This window comes from Cupriavidus sp. H18C1 (genome assembly GCF_049311595.1).
Classification (GTDB): domain Bacteria; phylum Pseudomonadota; class Gammaproteobacteria; order Burkholderiales; family Burkholderiaceae; genus Cupriavidus; species Cupriavidus cauae.
Map to the genome: position 1 here is coordinate 84,221 of NZ_CP186008.1, position 19,650 is coordinate 103,870.

Sequence of the window (19,650 nt, forward strand, 5' to 3'; positions counted from 1 at the left end):
TCGCGGCTCAGATCTCGAGCGCCGCGAGCAAGTCCTGTTCAAGCTGGATTTCGAGCCGGTTGTCGGCGGCGAGTCGGCTGCCGTCGACGAGGAACATGTCCTCGACCCGTTCGCCCAGCGTGTTGATGCGTGCGGTATGCACGGAGATATGGTGGCGGCCCAGCACGCGGGCGATCGCGTACAGCAGGCCGGTGCGGTCGTTGGCCGACAGTTCGAGCAGGAAGTACTGGCCGCGCTCGTCGGGCCGCAGATCGACGCGCGGCTTGATCGGGAAGCTGCGCGACTGGCGCGACAGCCGGCCCTGCGACGGCTCGGGCAGCGGCGCCTGATGCATCAGCCGCTCGCACAGCTCGTGCTCGACCAGCGCGATGATGTCGCGGTACGTCTCGCGCCCGCCGCCGACGACGCCGGGATCGAACACCTGGAAGGTGTCCAGCGCGTAGCCATGCCGCGTGGTGTGGATCTTCGCCTCCTGGATCGAGAAGCCCTTGCGCTCGAAGTAGCCGCAGATGCGTGCGAACAGGTCGGGCTGGTCCTTGGCGTAGACCGCCACCTGCAGCCCCTCGCCGGCGGGCGACACGCGCGCCTTGACCACCGGCTGCTCGCTGTCGACGCGGTCGGCCAGATGGCGCGTCAGCCAGGCGATGTCGCGCGCGTCGTGGCGCAGGAAGAAGGCCACGTCGAGCCGTTCCCACAGCGCCTCGGCGCGGGACGGATCGAAGGCCTGCAGCCGCAGCGCGGCGATGGTTTCCTCGCGCCGCTGCGCCCACAGCGAATGCGGGTCGACACGCGCGCCGCCGAGCACGCGCAGCGTGATGCGGTACAGGTCCTCCAGCAGCTTGCCCTTCCACGCGTTCCAGACCTTGGGGCTGGTGCCGCGGATATCGGCCACCGTCAGCAGATACAGCGCGGTCAGGTAGCGCTCGTTGCCGACCACGCGGGCGAAGGCATGGACCACCTCGGGATCGGTCATGTCCTGCTTCTGCGCGACATGGCTCATGGTCAGGTGGTGCTCGACCAGCCAGGCGATCAGGTTGGCGTCCTCGCGCGCGATGCCGTGCTGGCGGCAGAAGCGGCGCGCATCGGCGGTGCCCAGCTTCGAGTGGTCGCCGCCGCGGCCCTTGGCGATATCGTGGAACAGCGCCGCCAGCCACAGCACCCACGGCTTGTCGAAGTTGGCCATCAGCTGGCTGCAGAACGGGAACTCGTGCGTGTGCTCGACGATGGCGAACCGCCGCATGTTGCGCACGACCATCAGGATGTGCTGGTCCACGGTATAGACGTGGAACAGGTCGTGCTGCATCTGGCCGACGATGCGCCGGAAGTTGATCAGGTAGCGGCCGAGCACGCTGGTCTGGTTCATCAGCCGCAGCGCGTGCGTGATGCCCTGCGGCTCCTGGATGATCGCCAGGAACTGCTGGCGGTTGACCGGATCGTTGCGCCAGCGCGCGTCCATCACGGTGCGCGCGTTGTACAGCCCCCGCAGCGTGCGCGGCGACAGGCCCTTGACGCCCGGCGTGCGCTCGTACAGCAGGAACGTTTCGAGGATCGCGTGCGGGTTGCGTTCGTACAGGTCGTCGCTGGTGATCTCCAGCATGCCCTGGCGCTCGACGAAACGCTCGTTCAGCACGCGCGTGACCTTCGACTCGCTGGGGAACAGCATCGCCTCGATATTGAGCAGCAGCACGCTGTTGAGCTGGGTCACCGCCTTGGCGGCCCAGTAGTAGCGCCGCATCAGCTGCTCGCTGGCGCGCTTGTTGGCGTTCTGGCGATAGCCGAAGGCCTCGGCCAGCGCGGTCTGCAGATCGAACACGAGCACGTCCTGGCGGCGTCCGGCCAGCAGGTGCAGCCGCGCGCGGATGGTCTTGAGCAGGCGCTCGTTGCGCGTCAGCTCCTGCGCCTCGCGCTCGGTCAGCAGGCCCTTGTCGCGCAGCTCCTTCCAGCTGTCGCCGTAGCCCGCCGCCTGCGTCATCCACAGGATCACCTGCAGGTCGCGCAGGCCGCCCGGGCTTTCCTTGCAGTTCGGCTCGAGCGCGTAGGGCGTGTCCTGGTACTTGGCGTGGCGCTGGCGCAGTTCGAGCAGCTTGGCCTGGAAGAAGGCGCGCGGGTCCAGCTCGGCGCGATAGCGCGCCTGCAGCTCGGCGAACAGCGTGCGGTTGCCCGTCACCAGCCGGGCCTCCAGCAGCGCGGTGCGGATCGTCACGTCCGCGCGCGCCTCGCGCAGGCAGTCCTCGACCGTGCGGACCGACGAGCCGATCTCCAGCCCCAGGTCCCAGCACAGGCCGATGAACTTCTCCATGCGGCCGACGGTGTCCGCGTCCGGCTCGGCCGGCAACAGCAGCAGCACGTCGACGTCCGAATGCGGGAACAGCTCGCCGCGGCCGTAGCCGCCCACGGCGACCAGCGCCATCCCGGCCGGCAGCCCGAGGCCGCGCCAGCACTCGACCAGCGCCTGGTCGACCGCCCGGCGCAGCCGCGTCAGCAACGTGCCGACCTGGCCGCCGCCGGTGAAGGCATCGAACAGCGCCTGCTTGCCGGCCTTGAGCCGGTCGCGCACGCGCGTGGCGAGCAGCAGTTCCGGGGACGAATCCATGGCTGGGACGGGTTGGGTCGACATGGGCGAAGGAGGGCGGCGAGGGGCGGCGAAGGGGGGACGAACGGGCGGGGGCTGCGGCGTATGTCGGCGAGCGGGATTCGGCGCGGCCCAAACGACAGGGGCGCCTTCCGGCGCCCCCTGCAATCAGGCCGCGAGCGTGTCGGTGATGAAGGCGGGCGGCGCCTGCGTGCCGGCCGAGACGGTCAGCACCTCGTAGCCGGTGTCGGTTACCAGCACCGTGTGTTCCCATTGCGCCGACAGGCTGCGGTCGCGCGTCTTGACGGTCCACTGGTCCGGCATCGTGCGGATGTCGCGCTTGCCCGCGTTGATCATCGGCTCGATCGTGAAGATCATGCCGGCCTGCAGTTCCATGCCGGTGCCGGGGCGGCCGTAGTGCAGGATCTGCGGGTCCTCGTGGAAGTTCTTGCCGATGCCGTGGCCGCAGTATTCGCGCACCACGCTGTAGCCGGCCGCCTCCGCGTGCTGCTGGATCACATGGCCGATATCGCCGAGCCTGGCGCCCGGGCGCACCTGGGCGATCCCCTTCCACATGCATTCGAAGGTCACCTGGGCCAGGCGCTTGGCCAGGATCGAGCCCTCGCCGACGATGAACATGCGGCTGGTGTCGCCGTAATAGCCTTCCTTGGTAATTACGGTGATGTCCAGGTTGACCGCGTCGCCGTTCTTCAGCACGCGATCGCCGGGGATGCCATGGCAGATCACGTCGTTGACCGAGGTGCAGATCGCGCCGGGGGAAGGGCGGATAGCCGGGGGGGCGCATAGTTCAGCGGCGCGGGCACCGTGCCTTGTACGTCACGCATATAGGCGTGGCACAGGCGGTCCAGCTCGCCGGTGGTGACGCCGGGCTTCACGAACGGCGTGATGTAGTCGAGGACTTCGCTGGCGAGCCGGCAGGCGACGCGCATCTGGGCGATGTCTTCGGCGGTCTTCAAATGGATGCTCATGCTGCGACGCGGAAAAGTGTCACGGGCGCCAAGTGGGGTCGGCGCCCGTTTCTGGATTGTCAAAACGGGATTATCGCACCATCGGGGGGCCCGCCGCACCCCGCGGCGGCGAGAAGCCGGCGCCGCACCGTGACGGTGCCTCCTGGATCGGCGACGTCGGGCGGGCTTGAGCGATGGCCGGGATGTTGCTACAATCGCGGGCTCGCTTGGCTTCGCCTCGCTTCGCGGATTCCTGACGTCAGGATTTCGGCAATGCGCGATGGCGGTCCGGGCGGGTGCGGGATTGGCGCAGCATGCCAATCCCGCGAAATCGCGAGTCCGCCCATCCGGGGTGTTCCTGTTCAGGAATGTCGGGGCGGACTTCAGACCGAACCCTTTTGGAGAATTCAATGTCCGTCACCATGCGTGAAATGCTGGAAGCCGGTTGCCACTTCGGCCACCAGACCCGCTTCTGGAACCCCAAGATGGCCCCGTTCATCTTCGGCCATCGCAACAAGATCCACATCATCAACCTGGAAAAGACGCTGCCGATGTTCCAGGACGCGCTGAAGTATGTGCGTCAGCTGGCAGCGAATCGCGGCACCATCCTGTTCGTCGGCACCAAGCGCCAATCGCGCGAGATCCTGGCCGAGGAAGCTGGCCGTGCCGGCATGCCCTACGTCGACGCCCGCTGGCTCGGCGGCATGCTGACCAACTTCAAGACGGTCAAGACCTCGATCAAGCGCCTGAAGGACATGGAAGCCGCCAAGGAAGCTGGCGCGCTGGACACCATGAGCAAGAAGGAAGCGCTGATGTTCGAGCGCGAGATGGAAAAGCTCGAGAAGTCGATCGGCGGCATCAAGGACATGGGCGGCATTCCTGACGCGATCTTCGTGGTCGACGTCGGCTACCACAAGATTGCCGTGACCGAAGCCAACAAGCTGGGCATTCCGGTGATCGGCGTGGTCGATACCAACCACTCGCCGGACGGCATCGACTATGTGATCCCGGGTAACGACGACTCGAGCAAGGCCGTTGCGCTGTACGTGCGCGGCGTCGCCGACGCGATCCTGGAAGGCCGCGCCAACGCGGTGCAGGACGTGGTCGAGGCGGTCCGCGGCAGCGACGACTTCGTCGAAGTCGAGGAAGCCTGAGGTCGGGCCTGAAGGCCCGGACGGCCCTGACGGACCCGTGGCGCGCGGCGGCATCGTCGGCCGCGCGACCACCAGAAAAGGGGGCGACATGGTACGCCCCTTTTTTGAATGCGCGCGGTCCGCGCGCAAGCCCGGCAACGGGCAGCAAGCAGCAAGCAGACAGGAATGATTGTCATCCGGCGTGGCTACGATCACGGCGGGTGAGTCTTTGAACACCACGCGGCCGGCCGCGGCGCGGGACTTCCAGGTCCGGCGGAACGGCGCGGGGCGTGAACCAATCAAGGAGTGACAAATGGCGGCAATTACCGCAAGCATGGTGGCTGAACTGCGCGCGAAGACCGACGCGCCGATGATGGAGTGCAAGAAGGCCCTGACCGAGGCGGACGGCGACCTGGCCAAGGCCGAGGAGCTGCTGCGCGTCAAGCTGGGCAACAAGGCCAGCAAGGCCGCTTCGCGCGTGACCGCCGAAGGCGTGGTCGCCGCCTTCATCGACGGCACCACCGGTGCGCTGGTCGAACTGAACTGCGAGACCGATTTCGTCTCGAAGAACGACGACTTCCTGGGCTTCTCGGCCAAGGTCGCCGAGCTGGTCGCCAAGCAGAACCCGGCCGACGTGGCCGCGCTGTCGGCGCTGCCGCTGGACGGCCAGACCGTCGACCAGGTCCGTTCGGCGCTGATCGGCAAGATCGGCGAGAACATGACGATCCGCCGTTTCGCCCGCTATGCCGGCGGCGGCAAGCTGGTGTCGTACCTGCACGGCACCCGCATCGGCGTGATGGTCGAGTTCGACGGCGATGAAGTCGCCGCCAAGGACGTCGCCATGCACATCGCCGCGATGAAGCCGGTGGCGCTGTCGTCGGCGGACGTGCCGGCCGATCTGATCGCCAAGGAGCGCAGCATCGCCGAGCAGAAGGCTGCCGAGTCGGGCAAGCCGGCCGAGATCACCGCCAAGATGGTGGAAGGCTCGGTGCAGAAGTACCTGAAGGAAGTCTCGCTGCTGAACCAGCCGTTCGTGAAGAACGACAAGCAGACCGTCGAGCAGATGCTCAAGGCCGCCAACACGACGGTCAAGGGCTTCACGCTGTACGTGGTCGGCGAGGGCATCGAGAAGCGTCAGGACGACTTCGCCGCCGAAGTGGCCGCGCAGGTCGCCGCCGCGCAGAAGGGCTGATATCCCGGGCGGGAGGCAGGCGCCGGTCTGGCGCCATGACGGCCCGCCGTATAATCCCGAGGGGCACCGCGAGGTGCCCCTCGGCACAAGAAGAGAGAACAATGGCGCGTGCCGCCCGAACGGCCGGCGCATGCGTCCAGCGCGTCGGTCCCCAGGCCGGCCGCGGAGCCCGTTTTCGCCGTCGCCCGTTTTGACTGGCATCGCCCCTTCGGGCCTGCCGACGCGCCCGGGCCACGGGGAAAGCCGGCTTGGTCCCGGCGGCATCCGCCCTCCGGGGCAAGGCCCAGATCGAAGACTCGAACCAGCCCGAGGGTGAATATGCCAGCCTACAAGCGCGTCCTTCTGAAACTGTCCGGTGAGGCCCTGATGGGCGACGATGCCTTCGGCATCAACCGGTCCACGATCGAAGGCATGGTCAATGATATTGCCGAGATCGTGAAGCTCGGCGTGCAGGTGGCAGTGGTGATCGGCGGCGGCAACATCTTCCGCGGCGTCGCCGGCGGCGCCGCCGGCATGGACCGCGCGACCGCCGACTACATGGGCATGCTGGCCACGATGATGAACGCGCTGGCGCTGCAGGACGCGATGCGGCACGCCAATATCGAGGGCCGGGTCCAATCGGCGCTGCGCATGGACCAGGTGGTCGAGCCCTATATCCGCCCCCCGCGCGATCCGCCAGCTGGAAGAGGGCAAGGTGGTGATCTTCGCCGCCGGCACCGGCAACCCGTTCTTCACCACCGATACCGCGGCCGCGCTGCGCGGCTCCGAGATCGGCGCCGAGGTGGTGCTCAAGGCCACCAAGGTCGACGGCGTCTATACCGCCGATCCGAAGAAGGATCCCAGCGCTACCCGCTACACCACGATCAGCTTCGACGAGGCCATCTCCCGCAATCTGCAGGTGATGGACGCCACCGCCTTCGCGCTGTGCCGCGACCAGAAGCTGCCGATCAAGGTGTTCTCGATCGTCAAGCCGGGCGCGCTCAAGCGCGTGATCCTGGGCGAGGACGAGGGTACGCTGGTCCACGTTTGAGGCGCCGTGCGGGGCCGCCGCGAGGTGGCGCACGCAACGGCACAGAGTAGAATGATTCGTTTTCGGCCCCGTCCGCCGGGGTCATGGCAGCCAGTTTTCCGGAGGTTATGATGAGCGTCGCCGACATCAAGAAGAGCGCCGAGCAGAAGATGCAGAAGACCATCGAAGCGTTCAAGGCCGATCTGGCCAAGATCCGCACGGGTCGTGCCCACACCGGTCTGCTCGACCATGTCCAGGTCGAATACTATGGCTCGCCGGTGCCCATCAGCCAGGTCGCCAATATCGGCCTGGCCGATGCCCGCACCATCAGCGTGCAGCCGTGGGAAAAGAAGATGGTCGGCGCGGTCGAGAAGGCCATCCGCGACGCCGACCTGGGCCTGAATCCGGCCACCATGGGCGAGGTCATCCGCGTGCCGATGCCGCCGCTGACCGAGGAGCGCCGCAAGGAGCTGACCAAGGTCGTCAAGGGCGAGGGCGAGAGCGCCAAGGTGGCGGTGCGCAATCTGCGCCGCGACGCGAACGAACAGTTCAAGAAGCTGGTCAAGGACAAGAGCATCTCGGAAGACGACGAGCGTCGTGGCCAGGACGAGGTGCAGAAGCTGACCGACCGCTATGTCGCCGAGATCGACAAGCTGGTCGCCGAGAAGGACAAGGAGATCATGACGGTCTGAGCCGCGGCGCCGCTCGCCAGTCCCGCCGTGGGCTGGCGCGGCGACGCCGTCGGGGACCCGTCCACCACCATGCACATCAGTTCCACACTCGCCATCCCCGAAACCGGTTACGTACCGGCCCACGTCGCCATCATCATGGATGGCAACGGGCGCTGGGCCACGCAGCGGCATCTGCCGCGGGTCGCCGGCCATAGCCGCGGCCTCGATGCGGTACGTACCGTGGTGGAGGCGTGCGCGGTGCGAGGGGTCAAGTACCTGACGCTGTTCGCCTTCAGTTCCGAGAACTGGCGGCGGCCGGCCGACGAGGTCACCTTCCTGATGCGGCTGTTCATGATGTCGCTGCGGCGCGAGGTGGTGAAGATGCACGCCAACAATATCCGCCTGAAGGTGGTTGGCGACCTGAGCCGCTTCAGCCCGCGCATCCAGCAGCTGATCGCCGACGCCGAGCGCCGCACTGCGGGCAATACCGGCCTGACGGTGACCATCGCCGCCAATTACGGCGGCCGCTGGGACCTGCTGCAGGCGGTGCGCAAGATGCTGCTGCAGCAGCCGATGCTCGACCCCTCGACGATCGAGGAATCGACGCTGGCGCCGCACCTGGCGATGGCCTACGCGCCCGAGCCGGACCTGTTCATCCGCACCGGCGGGGAACAGCGCATCAGCAATTTCCTGCTGTGGCAGTTGGCCTATTCCGAGCTCTATTTCACCGATGTGTTCTGGCCCGACTTCGACGCGGCCGAACTGGACAAGGCGTTCGCCTCGTACCGGCAGCGCGAACGGCGTTTCGGCCGCACCAGCGCGCAGGTCGTGGCGCCGTCCGGGCTGTCCGGCACCGCTTGAGCGGGCCGGCCGCTCGCCATCGAACCAACCGGGACTCGCAGCGCATGCTTCTTACCCGTGTCATCACCGCCCTGTGCCTGTTGCTGCTGATCCTGCCGATCCTGTTCCTGGCGCCGCCCGCGGCGCTGGCCGGCCTGATGGCGGTGATCGTGGCGCTGGCCGCCTGGGAATTCGGCCGCCTGCTGGGCCTGCGCGGCGCGGGCCCGTGGATCTACGCGATCGCCTGCGTGGTCGCGATGATCGCGTGGCATGACGTGCCGGCGCGCGGCGCCATGCTGTGGTTGATGCAGGCCTCGGTGGTCGCCTGGGGCGTCGCCATCGTGCTGCTGGCGCGCGGCGTGCGCAAGGCCACGCCGGCCTTCGCGATCGTCGCCGGCCTGGTCGGCCTGGTGATCCTGCCCGCCTTCGGCCATGCCGCGATGCTGCTGCGCGGCCTCGGCGTCGGCGTGCTGCTGTCGGCCGCGGCGCTGGTCTGGGCCGCCGATATCGGCGCCTATTTCGTCGGCAAGGCGATCGGCCGCCGCAAGCTGGCACCGTCGATCAGCCCCGGCAAGTCATGGGAGGGCGCGATCGGCGGCTGGCTGTTCGCGCTCGCCGTGGCGCTGTCGCTGGCGGCCACCCATGCCTTCGCGCCGACCTGGTTCGACCGTGTGGCCGACCGCAACGGCCTGCTGATGGTGGCGCTGCTGACCACGCTGATGGTGATCGCCAGCGTGGTGGGCGACCTGTTCGAATCACTGCTCAAGCGGCAGGTCGGCAAGAAGGACAGCAGCCGGCTGCTGCCGGGCCATGGCGGCGTGCTCGACCGCATCGACGCGCTGCTGCCGGTGCTGCCGCTGGCCGCGCTGCTGATCCTGTATCTCTGATTTTCCCCAGGCCTCTTTCATGCGTCGCATTACCGTCCTTGGCGCCACCGGTTCGATCGGCGACAGCACGCTGGACGTGATCCGGCGCCATCCCGAGCGCTACGCCGTGCATGCGCTGACCGCGCATCGCCAGATCGACAAGCTGGCCGAGCGCTGCGCCGAGTTCCGCCCGGCGCGGGCGGTGGTCGGCAGCGAGAGCGCCGCGATCGAGCTGCGCGAGCGGCTGCGCGTGGCCGGCGTGGGCACCGAGGTGCTGCACGGCGACGCCGCGCTCGCCGAGGTCGCCGCCGACCGCGAGGCCGATACCGTGATGGCCGCGATCGTCGGCGCCGCCGGGCTGCGGCCGACGCTGGCCGCGGCGCGAGCCGGCAAGCGCGTGCTGCTGGCCAACAAGGAGGCGCTGGTGATGTCCGGCGCCATCTTCATGGACGCGGTGCGCGAGCACGGCGCGACGCTGCTGCCGATCGACAGCGAGCACAACGCGATCTTCCAGTGCCTGCCGTTCGACGATCCGCGCTATCGGGCCGGCGTCGCCCGCGTGGTGCTGACCGCCTCCGGCGGGCCGTTCCGCACGCGCGATCCGGCCTCGCTGCACGACATTTCCCCCGGACGAGGCCTGCGCCCATCCGAACTGGGTGATGGGGCGCAAGATCTCGGTCGATTCGGCGACGATGATGAACAAGGGCCTCGAAGTCATCGAGGCCCACTGGCTGTTCGGCGCGCCGGCCGAGCGAATCGAGGTGCTGATCCACCCGCAGAGCATCGTCCATTCGATGGTCGCGTACGCCGACGGCTCGGTGCTGGCGCAGCTGGGCAACCCCGACATGCGCACGCCGATCGCCTATGGCCTGGCCTATCCCGAGCGCATCGACGCCGGGGTGTCGCCGCTGGATCTCGTCGCGGCGGGCACGCTGGCCTTCGAGACGCCGGACCTGCAGCGCTTCCCGTGCCTGGCGCTGGCCTTCGACGCGCTGCGCGCGGGCGGCGTGGCGCCGGCGGTGCTGAACGCCGCCAACGAGATCGCGGTCGACAGCTTCCTGCAGGGCGCGATCCGCTTCACCGACATCGCCGGCGTCGTCGCGCGCGTGCTCGAGCAGGGCCCGCGCCATGCGGCCGATTCGCTCGACGCGGTGCTGCGGGCCGATGCGCAGGCCCGCGCGCTGGCCCGTGCGCTGGTGCAGGCAGGCGGGCTGGCCAGCGTCGGCGCGAGGGCGGGCGCCAACGCCGGCGCCGACACCGGCACCAACGCCGCCACCAACGCCGGCGCGGCCACGCCCAGCTGAACCGGATCGCCGCCATGCAGACCATCCTCGCCTTCATCGTTGCGCTCGGCATCCTGATCTACGTGCACGAGATGGGCCACTACCTGGCCGCGCGCGCCTGCGGCGTCAAGGTGCTGCGCTTCTCGATCGGGTTCGGCCGTCCGCTGCTGCGCTGGGTCTCGCGCCATCGCGACCGCACCGAATGGACGCTGGCGGCGATTCCGCTGGGCGGCTACGTCAAGATGCTCGACGAGCGCGAACGCGATCCCGAGCGCGATCCGGCCTTCGATCCGGCCGACCTGCCGCGGGCCTTCAACCGGCAGCCGGTCGGCAAGCGCATCGCCATCGTCGCGGCCGGACCGGTCGCCAACTTCGTGCTGGCGATCGTGCTGTATTTCACACTGTTTGCCGGCGGCATGCAGGAGCCCGCGCCGGTGCTGGCCGCTCCCGTGGCCGGTACGGCCGCGGCCCAGGCCGGCGTGCGCGACGGCGACCGCGTGCTTGCGCTGACCGCCAACGACGAGACCGAGGCGGTGCGCTCGTGGAACGATCTGCGCATGGCCGTGATGGCGCAGGGATTCGACGGTGCCGGCGCGGTGCTGCGCGTGCGCGGGGCCGATGGCGCCGAGCGCGACCTGACCATCGCGCGGCTGCCCAATACCGGCGGCGATCCACAGCGCGATCCGCTGTCCACGCTGGGCCTTGCACTCAAGGGCGGGCCGGTGACGATCCGCGAGGTATTGCCCGATTCGGCCGCCGAACGCGCGGGCCTGCGCGCCGGCGACCGGGTGCTGGCGTGGCAGGGCGAACCGATCCGCCAGGCCGATCAGCTGATCCGCGCGGTGCGCGCGAATCCGGGCGCGCAGGCAACGCTGTCGATCGAACGCGAAGGCCGGACGCTGCAGGTGCCGGTCAAGGTCGACGCCGTGCCGGCCGAGGGCGACGAGATGCGCGAGGGAGCGGGCGAGGGCGGCGGCAAGGCCGCCACGGCCGGCAAGCTGGGCGCCGCGCTGGCGCAGGCGGTGCAGATGGAGACCGTGCGCGATGCCCCGCTGCAGGCGCTGGTCCGTGCCGGACAGCAGGTGTGGGACACCAGTGTGCTGTCGCTGAAGCTGCTCGGCCGCATGCTGATCGGCCAGGCTTCGCTGCAGAACCTCAGCGGTCCGCTGACCGTCGCCGACTACGCGGGCAAGGCCGCGAACCTCGGCTGGCAACCGTTCATCGGCTTCCTTGCGCTGGTCAGCGTCAGCCTCGGTGTATTGAATTTGTTACCCATTCCGGTATTGGACGGGGGGCATTTGCTGTATTATTGCGTTGAATTTTTGACTGGCAGGCCCGTTCCAGACCACTGGCAGGCTGTGCTGCAGAAGGTCGGCATTGCCTGCATCTTGCTCCTGACTTCGCTCGCCTTGTTCAACGACGTCAGCCGCCTGTTTCTCGCGCGCAGCTAGAATCCGGTGCGCAACGACGTAGCGGCGTGCTGTGGCACCGGCCACGGCGTACCGTTGCGGACCTCGTCGCGAGGCCGCCCGGCGAAGCATCAGAGCCCAATCCTGCATGGAATCAAAGAGGGGATCAAGATTGATCAGACATAAGCGCATCTCGCTTAGCATGCTGGCGAGTGCCATCATCGCGGCCTGGGCACCGGCGGGCTGGGCCGCGGATCCGTTTGTGGTCAGGGATATTCGGGTTGAAGGTCTGCAGCGGGTCGAACCCGGCACGGTCTTCGGCTATCTGCCAGTCAAGGTAGGCGAGACCTTCACCGACGACAAGGGCGCCGACGCGATCCGCGCGCTCTACAACACCGGCTTCTTCAAGGACGTGCAGATCCGCGCCGAGGACGGCGTGCTGGTCGTCCACGTCGAGGAACGCCCGGCCATCTCGCAGCTCGAGTTCGTCGGCATCAAGGAATTCGACAAGGACACGCTGCGCCGTTCGCTGCGGGCCGTCGGCGTGGCCGAGGCGCGCTACTACGACCGCGCGCTGATCGACAAGGCCGAGCAGGAACTGAAGCGCCAGTACGTCGCCCGCGGCTACTACGCGGCCGAGGTGCAGACCACGATCACGCCGGTGGACCGCAACCGCGTCTCCGTCGTGTTCAACGTCGACGAAGGCCCGATCGCCAAGATCCGGCAGATCAATATCGTCGGCAACAAGGCCTTCAAGGAAGGCACGCTGCGCGACGAGATGCAGCTGTCGACGCCGAACTGGCTGTCCTGGTACACCAAGAACGACCTGTACTCGAAGCAGAAGCTGACGGCCGACCTCGAGGCGCTGCGCTCGTTCTACCTGAACCGCGGCTATCTCGAGTTCGCGATCGAATCGACCCAGGTGTCGATCACGCCGGACAAGAAGGACATCTACCTGACGCTGAACATCAAGGAAGGCGACCAGTACAAGGTGTCCGACATCCGCCTGGCGGGCGAGCTGCTGGGCAAGCAGGAAGAAATGGAGAAGCTGCTGACCCTGAAGAAGGGCGACATCTTCTCGTCGGAAAAGCTGACGCAGAGCACCAAGGCCATCACCGACCTGATGGGCACCTACGGCTATGCGTTCACCACCATCAATCCGCAGCCGCAGATCGACCGCGAGAAGCGCGAGGTCGCGCTGACGCTGATGGTCGACCCGGGCCGCCGCGTCTACGTGCGCCGCGTCAACGTGGTCGGCAACAGCAAGACCCGCGACGAGGTGGTGCGCCGCGAGATGCGCCAGATGGAAAGCTCGTGGTTCGACAGCGAGAAGCTGACGCAATCGCAGGCCCGCATCAACCGCACCGGCTACTTCACCGACACCAACATCACCACCGAGGACGTGCCGGGCGCGCCCGACCAGGTCGATGTGAACGTCAACGTCACCGAGAAGCCGACCGGCCAGATCAGCCTGGGCATGGGCTTCTCGTCGACCGACAAGCTCGTGCTGCAGGCCGGCCTGCGCCAGGACAACGTATTCGGTTCGGGTACCAGCCTGGGCCTGGACGTGAACACCGCGAAGTCGTTCCGCACGATTGCCCTGACGCAGTACGACCCGTATTTCACCGTCGACGGCATCAGCCGCTCCACCGACATCTACTACCGGACCTCGCGCCCGCTGTACTACATCGGCGACCAGGACTACCGGATCGTGTCGACCGGCGGCGGCTTCAAGTTCGGCGTGCCGTTCTCCGAGAACGACACGGTGTTCTTCGGCATCGGCTACGAGCGGACCGAGCTGACGGTGTCGAACAACACGCCGATCCAGTACCAGCGCTGGGTGCGCGAAAACGGCGACGTCACCAACAACTTCCCGTTCACGATCGGCTGGGCGCGCGATCGCCGCGACAGCGCGCTGATCCCGACCAAGGGTCCGTACACGCAGGCCAACCTCGAAGTCGGCCTGCCCGGCATCGGCGATACGCAGTACTACCGCGCCACGCTGCAGCAGCAGTACTACTATCCGCTGTCGAAGGCCTTCACGCTGGCGTTCAACGGCGAGATCGCCTACGGTCACGGCTATGCCGGCAAGGACTTCCCGGTCTTCAAGTACTTCTACGCCGGCGGTATCGGCTCGGTGCGCGGCTACCAGACCAGCACGCTGGGTCCGAAGGACCAGAACGGCAACCCGATCGGTGGCGCGTCGAAGGTGATCGGCAACGTCGAATTCATCTTCCCGCTGCCGGGCTCCGGCGTGGACCGCACGCTGCGGCTCTTTACGTTCTTTGATTTCGGTAACGTGTACCAGGAAGGCGAGGCGCCGCGCTTCAGCGACCTGCGGTATTCGACCGGTCTCGGCCTGTCGTGGCTGTCGCCGATCGGTCCGCTGAAGGTCAGCGTGGGCTTCCCGCTCAAGCGCGAAGAGGGCGACCGCACCCAGCGCTTCCAGTTCCAGATCGGTACCGCGTTCTGACAGAGGTCGATTCATGAAAAATACAACCCGCATCATCCAGTCCTTCGCCGTCGCCGCCGCAGCGGCGGCCGCACTGGCGGTGGCAGCGCCCGCCGGCGCGCAGGAAACCCGCATTGCCGCCGTCAATTCCGAGCGCATCCTGCGCGATTCGCAGCCTGCCAAGCAGGCCCAGGTCAAGCTGGAACAGGAGTTCTCCAAGCGCGACCGCGAGCTGCAGGACATGGCCCAGAAGATCAAGGGCATGGCCGACCGGCTCGACAAGGACACCGCCGTGCTGGCGGACGCCGACCGCCAGCGCCGCCAGCGCGAACTGGCCGATCTGGACCGCGAATTCCAGCGCAAGCAGCGCGAGTTCCGCGAGGACCTGAACCAGCGCCGCAACGAGGAACTGGCGCAGGTGCTCGAGCGCGCCAACCGCGTGATCCGGCAACTGGCGGAGCAGCGCAAGTACGATCTGATCGTGCAGGAAGCCGTCTACGTCAATCCGCGCATCGACATCACCGACGATGTGATGAAGGCCCTGAACGCCGGCGGCAAGTAAGCCGTCCGCGTTCGTCGTTCCAGGAAGTACCGCGATGAAGACACCCACACTGGGTCAGCTCGCCACGGACACCGGCGCGCAAGTTGTGGGTGATCCCACGCTGGCCGTGCGCGGCCTCGCGCCGCTCGATCAGGCCGGGGAAGGGCAGCTGTCCTTCCTGTCCAATCCGCTGTATCTGCCGCAGGCGCTGACTTCGTCGGCGGCCGCGGTGATCGTCTCGCCGGCCGATCTTGAGCGCATCCGCGAGCAGGGCCACGCCGACGGCCGCAACTGGCTGGTCGCGCGCAACCCCTACGTCTGCTTCGCGCGCATCGCGCAGCAGTTCGACCGCGCCGCCAACCACGACCCGCGCACCGGCATCGATCCGCGCGCCAGCGTCGCGGACGACGCGGTGGTACCCGCCTCCTGCTATATCGGCCCCAATGTCGTGATCGAAGCCGGCGCCCGGCTCGGCGAGCGCGTGCGCGTGCTGGCCAACACCTATATCGGCGCGGGCGCGCAGGTCGGCGACGACACGCTGCTGTACGCCAACGTATCGATCTATCACGGCTGCGTGGTCGGGCAACGCTGCATCGTCCACAGCGGCGCTGTGATCGGTGCCGACGGTTTCGGTTTCGCGCCGGACATCCGCCCGGACGGCGTCGAATACGTCAAGATCCCGCAGACCGGCCGCGCGGTGCTCGGCAACGATGTCGAGATCGGCGCCAACACCGCGATCGACCGCGGTGCGATGGGCGATACCGTGATCGAGGAAGGCTGCAAGATCGACAACCAGGTCCAGATCGCGCATAACGTGCGCGTCGGCGCCCACACGGTGATCGCCGGCTGCGCCGCGGTCGCCGGCAGCACCCGGATCGGCCGCTTCTGCATGATCGGCGGCTCGGCGAATTTCGCCGGCCATCTGCAGATCGCCGATCGCACCACGGTATCGGGCGGGACCTCGATCACCAAATCGATCGCCAAGCCGGGCCAGCACTTCACCAGCGTGTTCCCCTTCCTGCCGCATGGCGACTGGGAGCGCAACGCCGCCATCGTGCGGGGGGCTGTCCAAGCTGCGCGAGCGCGTGATGCAGCTGGAGAAGCGCCTGCGCGGGCAGGGCCCGGACGCCACGACAAAGAATACGGAAGAGAAATCATCATGACCGCCACCGACATCGACATCCGCCAGATCCTGAAGCTGTTGCCGCATCGCTACCCGATCCTGCTGGTGGACCGCGTGCTCGAGTTCGAGCCGCAGAAGCGCATCAAGACGCTGAAGAACGTCACCATCAACGAGCCGTACTTCCAGGGCCATTTCCCCGGCGCGCCGGTGATGCCGGGCGTGATGATCCTCGAAGCGCTGGCGCAGTCGGCCGGCCTGCTGACCTTCGGCGCCGACATGGAGCGCAAGGAAGGCTCGCTGTACTACTTCGTCGGCATCGACGGCGCCCGCTTCAAGCAGGTGGTCTATCCTGGCGACCAGCTGCACATGCATGTCTCGGTCGAGCGCTACATCCGCGGCATCTGGAAATTCAAGGCCTACGCGACTGTCGAAGACAAGGTCGCCTGCGAGGCCGAACTGATGTGCACCGTCAAGCAGGCCGACGCCTGAAGACACGGCGCCAGGCGCCGTCTTGACGCGGCGTCCGCCACGGCGGACGCGCCGCCCACCACAAGATCGATAGGACTTTCACGCATGACGCAAATCCATCCCACCGCCCTGGTCGACCCGAAGGCCGAACTGGCGGCCGACGTCAGCGTCGGACCGTTTTCCATCGTCGGTCCCCATGTGCGGATCGGCAGCGGTACCGTGATCGGTGCGCATACCACGATCGAAGGCCACACCACCGTCGGCGCGGACAACCGCATCGGGCCGTACGCCTCGGTCGGCGGCGCGCCGCAGGACATGAAGTACCGCGACGAGCCGACCCGGCTGGTGATCGGCGACCGCAACCGCATCCGCGAATTCACCACGATCCATACCGGCACGGTGCAGGACGAGGGCCTGACCAGCATCGGCAACGACAACTGGATCATGGCGTACGTGCATATCGCACACGATTGCCGTGTCGGCAACCACACCGTGTTCTCGAGCAATGCGCAGATCGCTGGCCACGTGCAGGTCGGCGACTGGGCCATTCTCGGCGGCATGAGCGGGGTGCACCAGTTCGTGCGCATCGGCGACCACGCGATGCTCGGCGGCGCCTCGGCGCTGGTGCAGGACGTGCCGCCGTTCGTGATCGCGGCCAGCGACAAGAACGGCAACAAGGCCACGCCGCACGGCATCAACGTCGAAGGGCTGCGCCGCCGCGGTTTCGACGCCGGCCAGATTGCCGCGCTGCGCCAGGCCTACAAGCTGCTGTACAAGTCGGACCTGGGCTTCGACCAGGCCCAGGCCGAGATCGGCCAGATGCTGGCCCAGGCCGATGCGAGCACCGCCGTGCCGCTGCGCGCCTTCCTCGAGTTCATCGCCGCGACCAAGCGCGGCATCGTGCGCTGAAGCCCGGCGTCGCCATGGCCGACGCGAACATGCAGCCGATTCCGGTACTCGAACCCCAGGCCGCGGCGGCGCCGTCGGCGTTGTCCGATTTGCGCGGCGAGATCGCGATGGTGGCCGGCGAGGCCTCCGGCGATCTGCTCGCCTCGCTGCTGTTGTCCGGGCTGCGCGCCCGGCTCGGCGAGGCGGTGTCCTACTCGGGCATCGGCGGCTCTCGCATGATGTCGCAGGGCTTCGTCTCGCATTGGCCGATGGAGACCCTGTCGGTCAACGGCTATGTCGAGGTGCTGGGCTCACTGCGCGAGATTCTCGCCACCCGGCGCGCGATCCGCGACCGCCTGCTGGCCGACCCGCCGCTGTGCTTCATCGGCGTCGATGCGCCCGACTTCAACTTCGGGCTGGAGGTGCCGCTGCGCCGCGCCGGCATTCCGGTGGTGCACTTCGTCAGCCCGTCGATCTGGGCCTGGCGGGGCGGACGCATCCGCACCATCGCCAAAGCCGTCGACCATATCCTCTGCCTGTTCCCATTCGAGCCCGAGATCTACGCCAAGGCCGGCATCGCCGCGACCTATGTCGGCCACCCGCTGGCCGACGTGATCCCGATGGTGCCCGACGTCGAAGGCGCGCGCGCCAAGCTGGGCCTGCTGGCCGGGCGCCGCGTGGTGGCGGTGCTGCCGGGAAGCCGGCAGTCCGAGGTCCGGCACCTGGGCGCGACGTTCTTCGCCGCGATGGCGCAGATGCGCCAGATGGACAATGCGCTGGCCTTCGTGGTGCCGGCCGCCAATGCCTCGCTGCGGGCCGTGATCGAATCGCATGCCAGCGAATATCCGGAACTCGATGTCACCATCGTCGACGGCCAGTCGCATCTGGCGATGGAGGCGGCCGACGTGGTGCTGCTCGCCAGCGGCACCGCGACGCTGGAAGCGGCGCTGTACAAGAAGCCGATGGTGATCTCGTACAAGGTGCCCTGGCTGACCGCGCAGATCATGAAGCGGCAGGGCTATTTGCCCTATGTCGGCCTGCCAAATATCCTGTCGGGACGCTTCGTCGTTCCCGAGTTGCTGCAGGACGACGCCACGCCCGAAGCGCTGGCGCGCGAAACGCTGCTGCAGCTGAACGACCAGGACAACACCGCCTTCCTGTACGAGCACTTTACGCAGATGCACCAGACCCTGCGCCGCAACACCGCCGATATCGCCGCCGACGTGGTGGTCGATCTGCTGCGCAGCCGGAGGGCCGGCTGATGGCGCGGCTGCCTGCGCGCCAGCCCGGTACCGGCACCGGCACCGCCGCCGCCAAGTCGGGGAAGGGCGGCAAGGCCGGTGCGCCGGCCAAGGCCGCCACGGCGGGCAAGGCGACTAGGTCGGGAAAGGCCGCCAGGGCGGCCGCCGCCGACGCGCAGCTGGGCCTGTCGCTATCGCCCGCCGCGGCGATGGCGCAGCGGCTGTGCGGCGTCGACGAGGCCGGACGCGGGCCGCTGGCCGGTCCGGTGTTCGCCGCCGCGGTCGTGCTCGATCCCGCGCGGCCGATCGAGGGCCTCGCCGACTCCAAGATCCTGACCGCGGCCCGGCGCGAGGCGCTGTTCGACGAGATCCGCTCGCGCGCGATGGCTTGGCATATCGCCTTCGCCACGGTCGAGGAGATCGACACGCTGAACATCCTGCACGCGACGATGCTGGCAATGCAGCGCGCGGTGCACGGCCTGGCCGCCTGCGGCATCGCGCCGGACCTGGTGCAGGTCGACGGCAACCGCTGCCCGCACGTGCCGTATCCGGTCGAGGCGGTCATCAAGGGCGATGCCACCGTGCAGGCGATCTCCGCCGCGTCGATCCTCGCCAAGGTCGCCCGCGATCGCGAACTGGTCGCGCTGCACGCGCAATATCCCGAATACGGCTTCGACAGCCACGTCGGCTACGGCACGCCGCAGCATCTGCTGGCACTGGCGCGCTTCGGCGCCACGCCGCATCACCGCCGCTCGTTCGCGCCGGTGCGCGAGGCGCTGGTGCGCGGGCCGCTGGGCGCCGACGCCATGCTGCCGATCGGCGAGCTGGAGGGGGCGGCCGCGGGCCTGCGGCCTTCGCCGGACGAACTGGCCGAGACCATCGACGCTTTCGACGCGCTCGACGCGATGGAAGCGATTGAGGACGCCATCGGCGCCGGCGTGAGCCCCGGGCCGGCACTGTCCTGAGCCGCGGCGGCATCACGCTGCGGCATAAC

General features: G+C 68.0%; 13 protein-coding genes and 4 pseudogenes. 15 read left to right on the forward strand and 2 right to left on the reverse strand.

What is annotated here, in order from left to right:
* Positions 1–7: 7 nt before the first annotated feature.
* Both OJJOAM_RS00380 and map read right to left on the reverse strand, forming a co-directional pair.
* The gene (locus OJJOAM_RS00380; RefSeq protein ID WP_422648526.1) at positions 8–2,593 is read right to left on the reverse strand and encodes a [protein-PII] uridylyltransferase; all 2,586 of its coding nucleotides are present in this window, start codon (positions 2,591–2,593) and stop codon (positions 8–10) included.
* 147 nt (positions 2,594–2,740) lie between these two features.
* Positions 2,741–3,561, reverse strand: a pseudogene (gene map, locus OJJOAM_RS00385) (type I methionyl aminopeptidase).
* 389 nt (positions 3,562–3,950) lie between these two features.
* Between map and rpsB the strand changes: the two are divergent.
* From rpsB to rnhB, 15 genes and pseudogenes are all read left to right on the forward strand, one after another.
* Positions 3,951–4,694 (forward strand): 30S ribosomal protein S2, encoded by a 744-nt coding sequence (rpsB, locus tag OJJOAM_RS00390; RefSeq protein WP_053821659.1) that lies wholly within the window; start codon positions 3,951–3,953, stop codon positions 4,692–4,694.
* A gap of 292 nt (positions 4,695–4,986) precedes the next feature.
* The gene (gene tsf, locus OJJOAM_RS00395) at positions 4,987–5,865 is read left to right on the forward strand and encodes a translation elongation factor Ts (RefSeq protein WP_422648527.1); all 879 of its coding nucleotides are present in this window, start codon (positions 4,987–4,989) and stop codon (positions 5,863–5,865) included.
* Between the two features lie 318 nt (positions 5,866–6,183).
* Positions 6,184–6,895 (forward strand): annotated as a pseudogene (gene pyrH / locus OJJOAM_RS00400) (UMP kinase).
* 110 nt (positions 6,896–7,005) lie between these two features.
* The gene (gene frr, locus OJJOAM_RS00405) at positions 7,006–7,566 is read left to right on the forward strand and encodes a ribosome recycling factor (RefSeq protein ID WP_149319031.1); all 561 of its coding nucleotides are present in this window, start codon (positions 7,006–7,008) and stop codon (positions 7,564–7,566) included.
* Between the two features lie 69 nt (positions 7,567–7,635).
* Positions 7,636–8,406 carry an isoprenyl transferase gene (locus tag OJJOAM_RS00410; RefSeq protein WP_149319030.1) on the forward strand — a complete coding sequence of 257 codons (771 nt, stop codon included), beginning with the start codon at positions 7,636–7,638 and terminating at the stop codon, positions 8,404–8,406.
* 44 nt (positions 8,407–8,450) lie between these two features.
* Positions 8,451–9,272 carry a phosphatidate cytidylyltransferase gene (locus OJJOAM_RS00415; protein WP_422648528.1) on the forward strand — a complete coding sequence of 274 codons (822 nt, stop codon included), beginning with the start codon at positions 8,451–8,453 and terminating at the stop codon, positions 9,270–9,272.
* A 19-nt stretch (positions 9,273–9,291) separates the two neighbouring features.
* Positions 9,292–10,468: pseudogene (gene ispC, locus OJJOAM_RS00420) on the forward strand (1-deoxy-D-xylulose-5-phosphate reductoisomerase); the annotation flags it as partial.
* Positions 10,469–10,569: 101 nt separating this feature from the next.
* Positions 10,570–11,985, forward strand: coding sequence for an RIP metalloprotease RseP (gene rseP / locus OJJOAM_RS00425; protein WP_422648529.1), 1,416 nt, complete (start codon positions 10,570–10,572; stop codon positions 11,983–11,985).
* Positions 11,986–12,115: 130 nt separating this feature from the next.
* A complete protein-coding gene (bamA, locus tag OJJOAM_RS00430; protein WP_043438778.1) occupies positions 12,116–14,416 on the forward strand; it encodes an outer membrane protein assembly factor BamA in 2,301 nt (766 codons plus the stop codon).
* 13 nt (positions 14,417–14,429) lie between these two features.
* Complete coding sequence (locus OJJOAM_RS00435) at positions 14,430–14,957, forward strand: OmpH family outer membrane protein (protein ID WP_149319026.1); 528 nt, start codon at positions 14,430–14,432, stop codon at positions 14,955–14,957.
* Between the two features lie 34 nt (positions 14,958–14,991).
* Positions 14,992–16,099, forward strand: a pseudogene (lpxD, locus tag OJJOAM_RS00440) (UDP-3-O-(3-hydroxymyristoyl)glucosamine N-acyltransferase).
* Positions 16,096–16,548, forward strand: a complete 453-nt coding sequence (fabZ, locus tag OJJOAM_RS00445; protein WP_149319024.1) for a 3-hydroxyacyl-ACP dehydratase FabZ — start codon at positions 16,096–16,098, stop codon at positions 16,546–16,548. The pseudogene lpxD and the gene fabZ overlap by 4 nt, the downstream one beginning before the upstream one ends.
* A gap of 84 nt (positions 16,549–16,632) precedes the next feature.
* Positions 16,633–17,436 carry an acyl-ACP--UDP-N-acetylglucosamine O-acyltransferase gene (lpxA, locus tag OJJOAM_RS00450; protein WP_422648530.1) on the forward strand — a complete coding sequence of 268 codons (804 nt, stop codon included), beginning with the start codon at positions 16,633–16,635 and terminating at the stop codon, positions 17,434–17,436.
* 107 nt (positions 17,437–17,543) lie between these two features.
* Positions 17,544–18,677, forward strand: coding sequence for a lipid-A-disaccharide synthase (lpxB, locus tag OJJOAM_RS00455; protein ID WP_422649629.1), 1,134 nt, complete (start codon positions 17,544–17,546; stop codon positions 18,675–18,677).
* A gap of 188 nt (positions 18,678–18,865) precedes the next feature.
* On the forward strand, positions 18,866–19,621 hold the full coding sequence (rnhB, locus tag OJJOAM_RS00460) for a ribonuclease HII (RefSeq protein ID WP_422649630.1): 756 nt from the start codon (positions 18,866–18,868) through the stop codon (positions 19,619–19,621).
* The last annotated feature ends 29 nt before the right edge of the window (positions 19,622–19,650 follow it).

Excerpts from the sequence above, each read along its gene's own strand:
- rpsB (WP_053821659.1), top strand. The coding sequence starts at position 3,951 with ATGTCCGTCACCATGCGTGAAATGCTGGAAGCCGGTTGCCACTTCGGC.
- OJJOAM_RS00380 (WP_422648526.1), bottom strand. The coding sequence starts at position 2,593 with ATGGATTCGTCCCCGGAACTGCTGCTCGCCACGCGCGTGCGCGACCGG.
- rnhB (WP_422649630.1), top strand. The coding sequence starts at position 18,866 with ATGGCGCAGCGGCTGTGCGGCGTCGACGAGGCCGGACGCGGGCCGCTG.
- fabZ (WP_149319024.1), top strand. The coding sequence starts at position 16,096 with ATGACCGCCACCGACATCGACATCCGCCAGATCCTGAAGCTGTTGCCG.
- OJJOAM_RS00415 (WP_422648528.1), top strand. The coding sequence starts at position 8,451 with ATGCTTCTTACCCGTGTCATCACCGCCCTGTGCCTGTTGCTGCTGATC.
- OJJOAM_RS00410 (WP_149319030.1), top strand. The coding sequence starts at position 7,636 with ATGCACATCAGTTCCACACTCGCCATCCCCGAAACCGGTTACGTACCG.
- lpxB (WP_422649629.1), top strand. The coding sequence starts at position 17,544 with ATGGTGGCCGGCGAGGCCTCCGGCGATCTGCTCGCCTCGCTGCTGTTG.
- rseP (WP_422648529.1), top strand. The coding sequence starts at position 10,570 with ATGCAGACCATCCTCGCCTTCATCGTTGCGCTCGGCATCCTGATCTAC.
- lpxA (WP_422648530.1), top strand. The coding sequence starts at position 16,633 with ATGACGCAAATCCATCCCACCGCCCTGGTCGACCCGAAGGCCGAACTG.
- tsf (WP_422648527.1), top strand. The coding sequence starts at position 4,987 with ATGGCGGCAATTACCGCAAGCATGGTGGCTGAACTGCGCGCGAAGACC.
- OJJOAM_RS00435 (WP_149319026.1), top strand. The coding sequence starts at position 14,430 with ATGAAAAATACAACCCGCATCATCCAGTCCTTCGCCGTCGCCGCCGCA.
- frr (WP_149319031.1), top strand. The coding sequence starts at position 7,006 with ATGAGCGTCGCCGACATCAAGAAGAGCGCCGAGCAGAAGATGCAGAAG.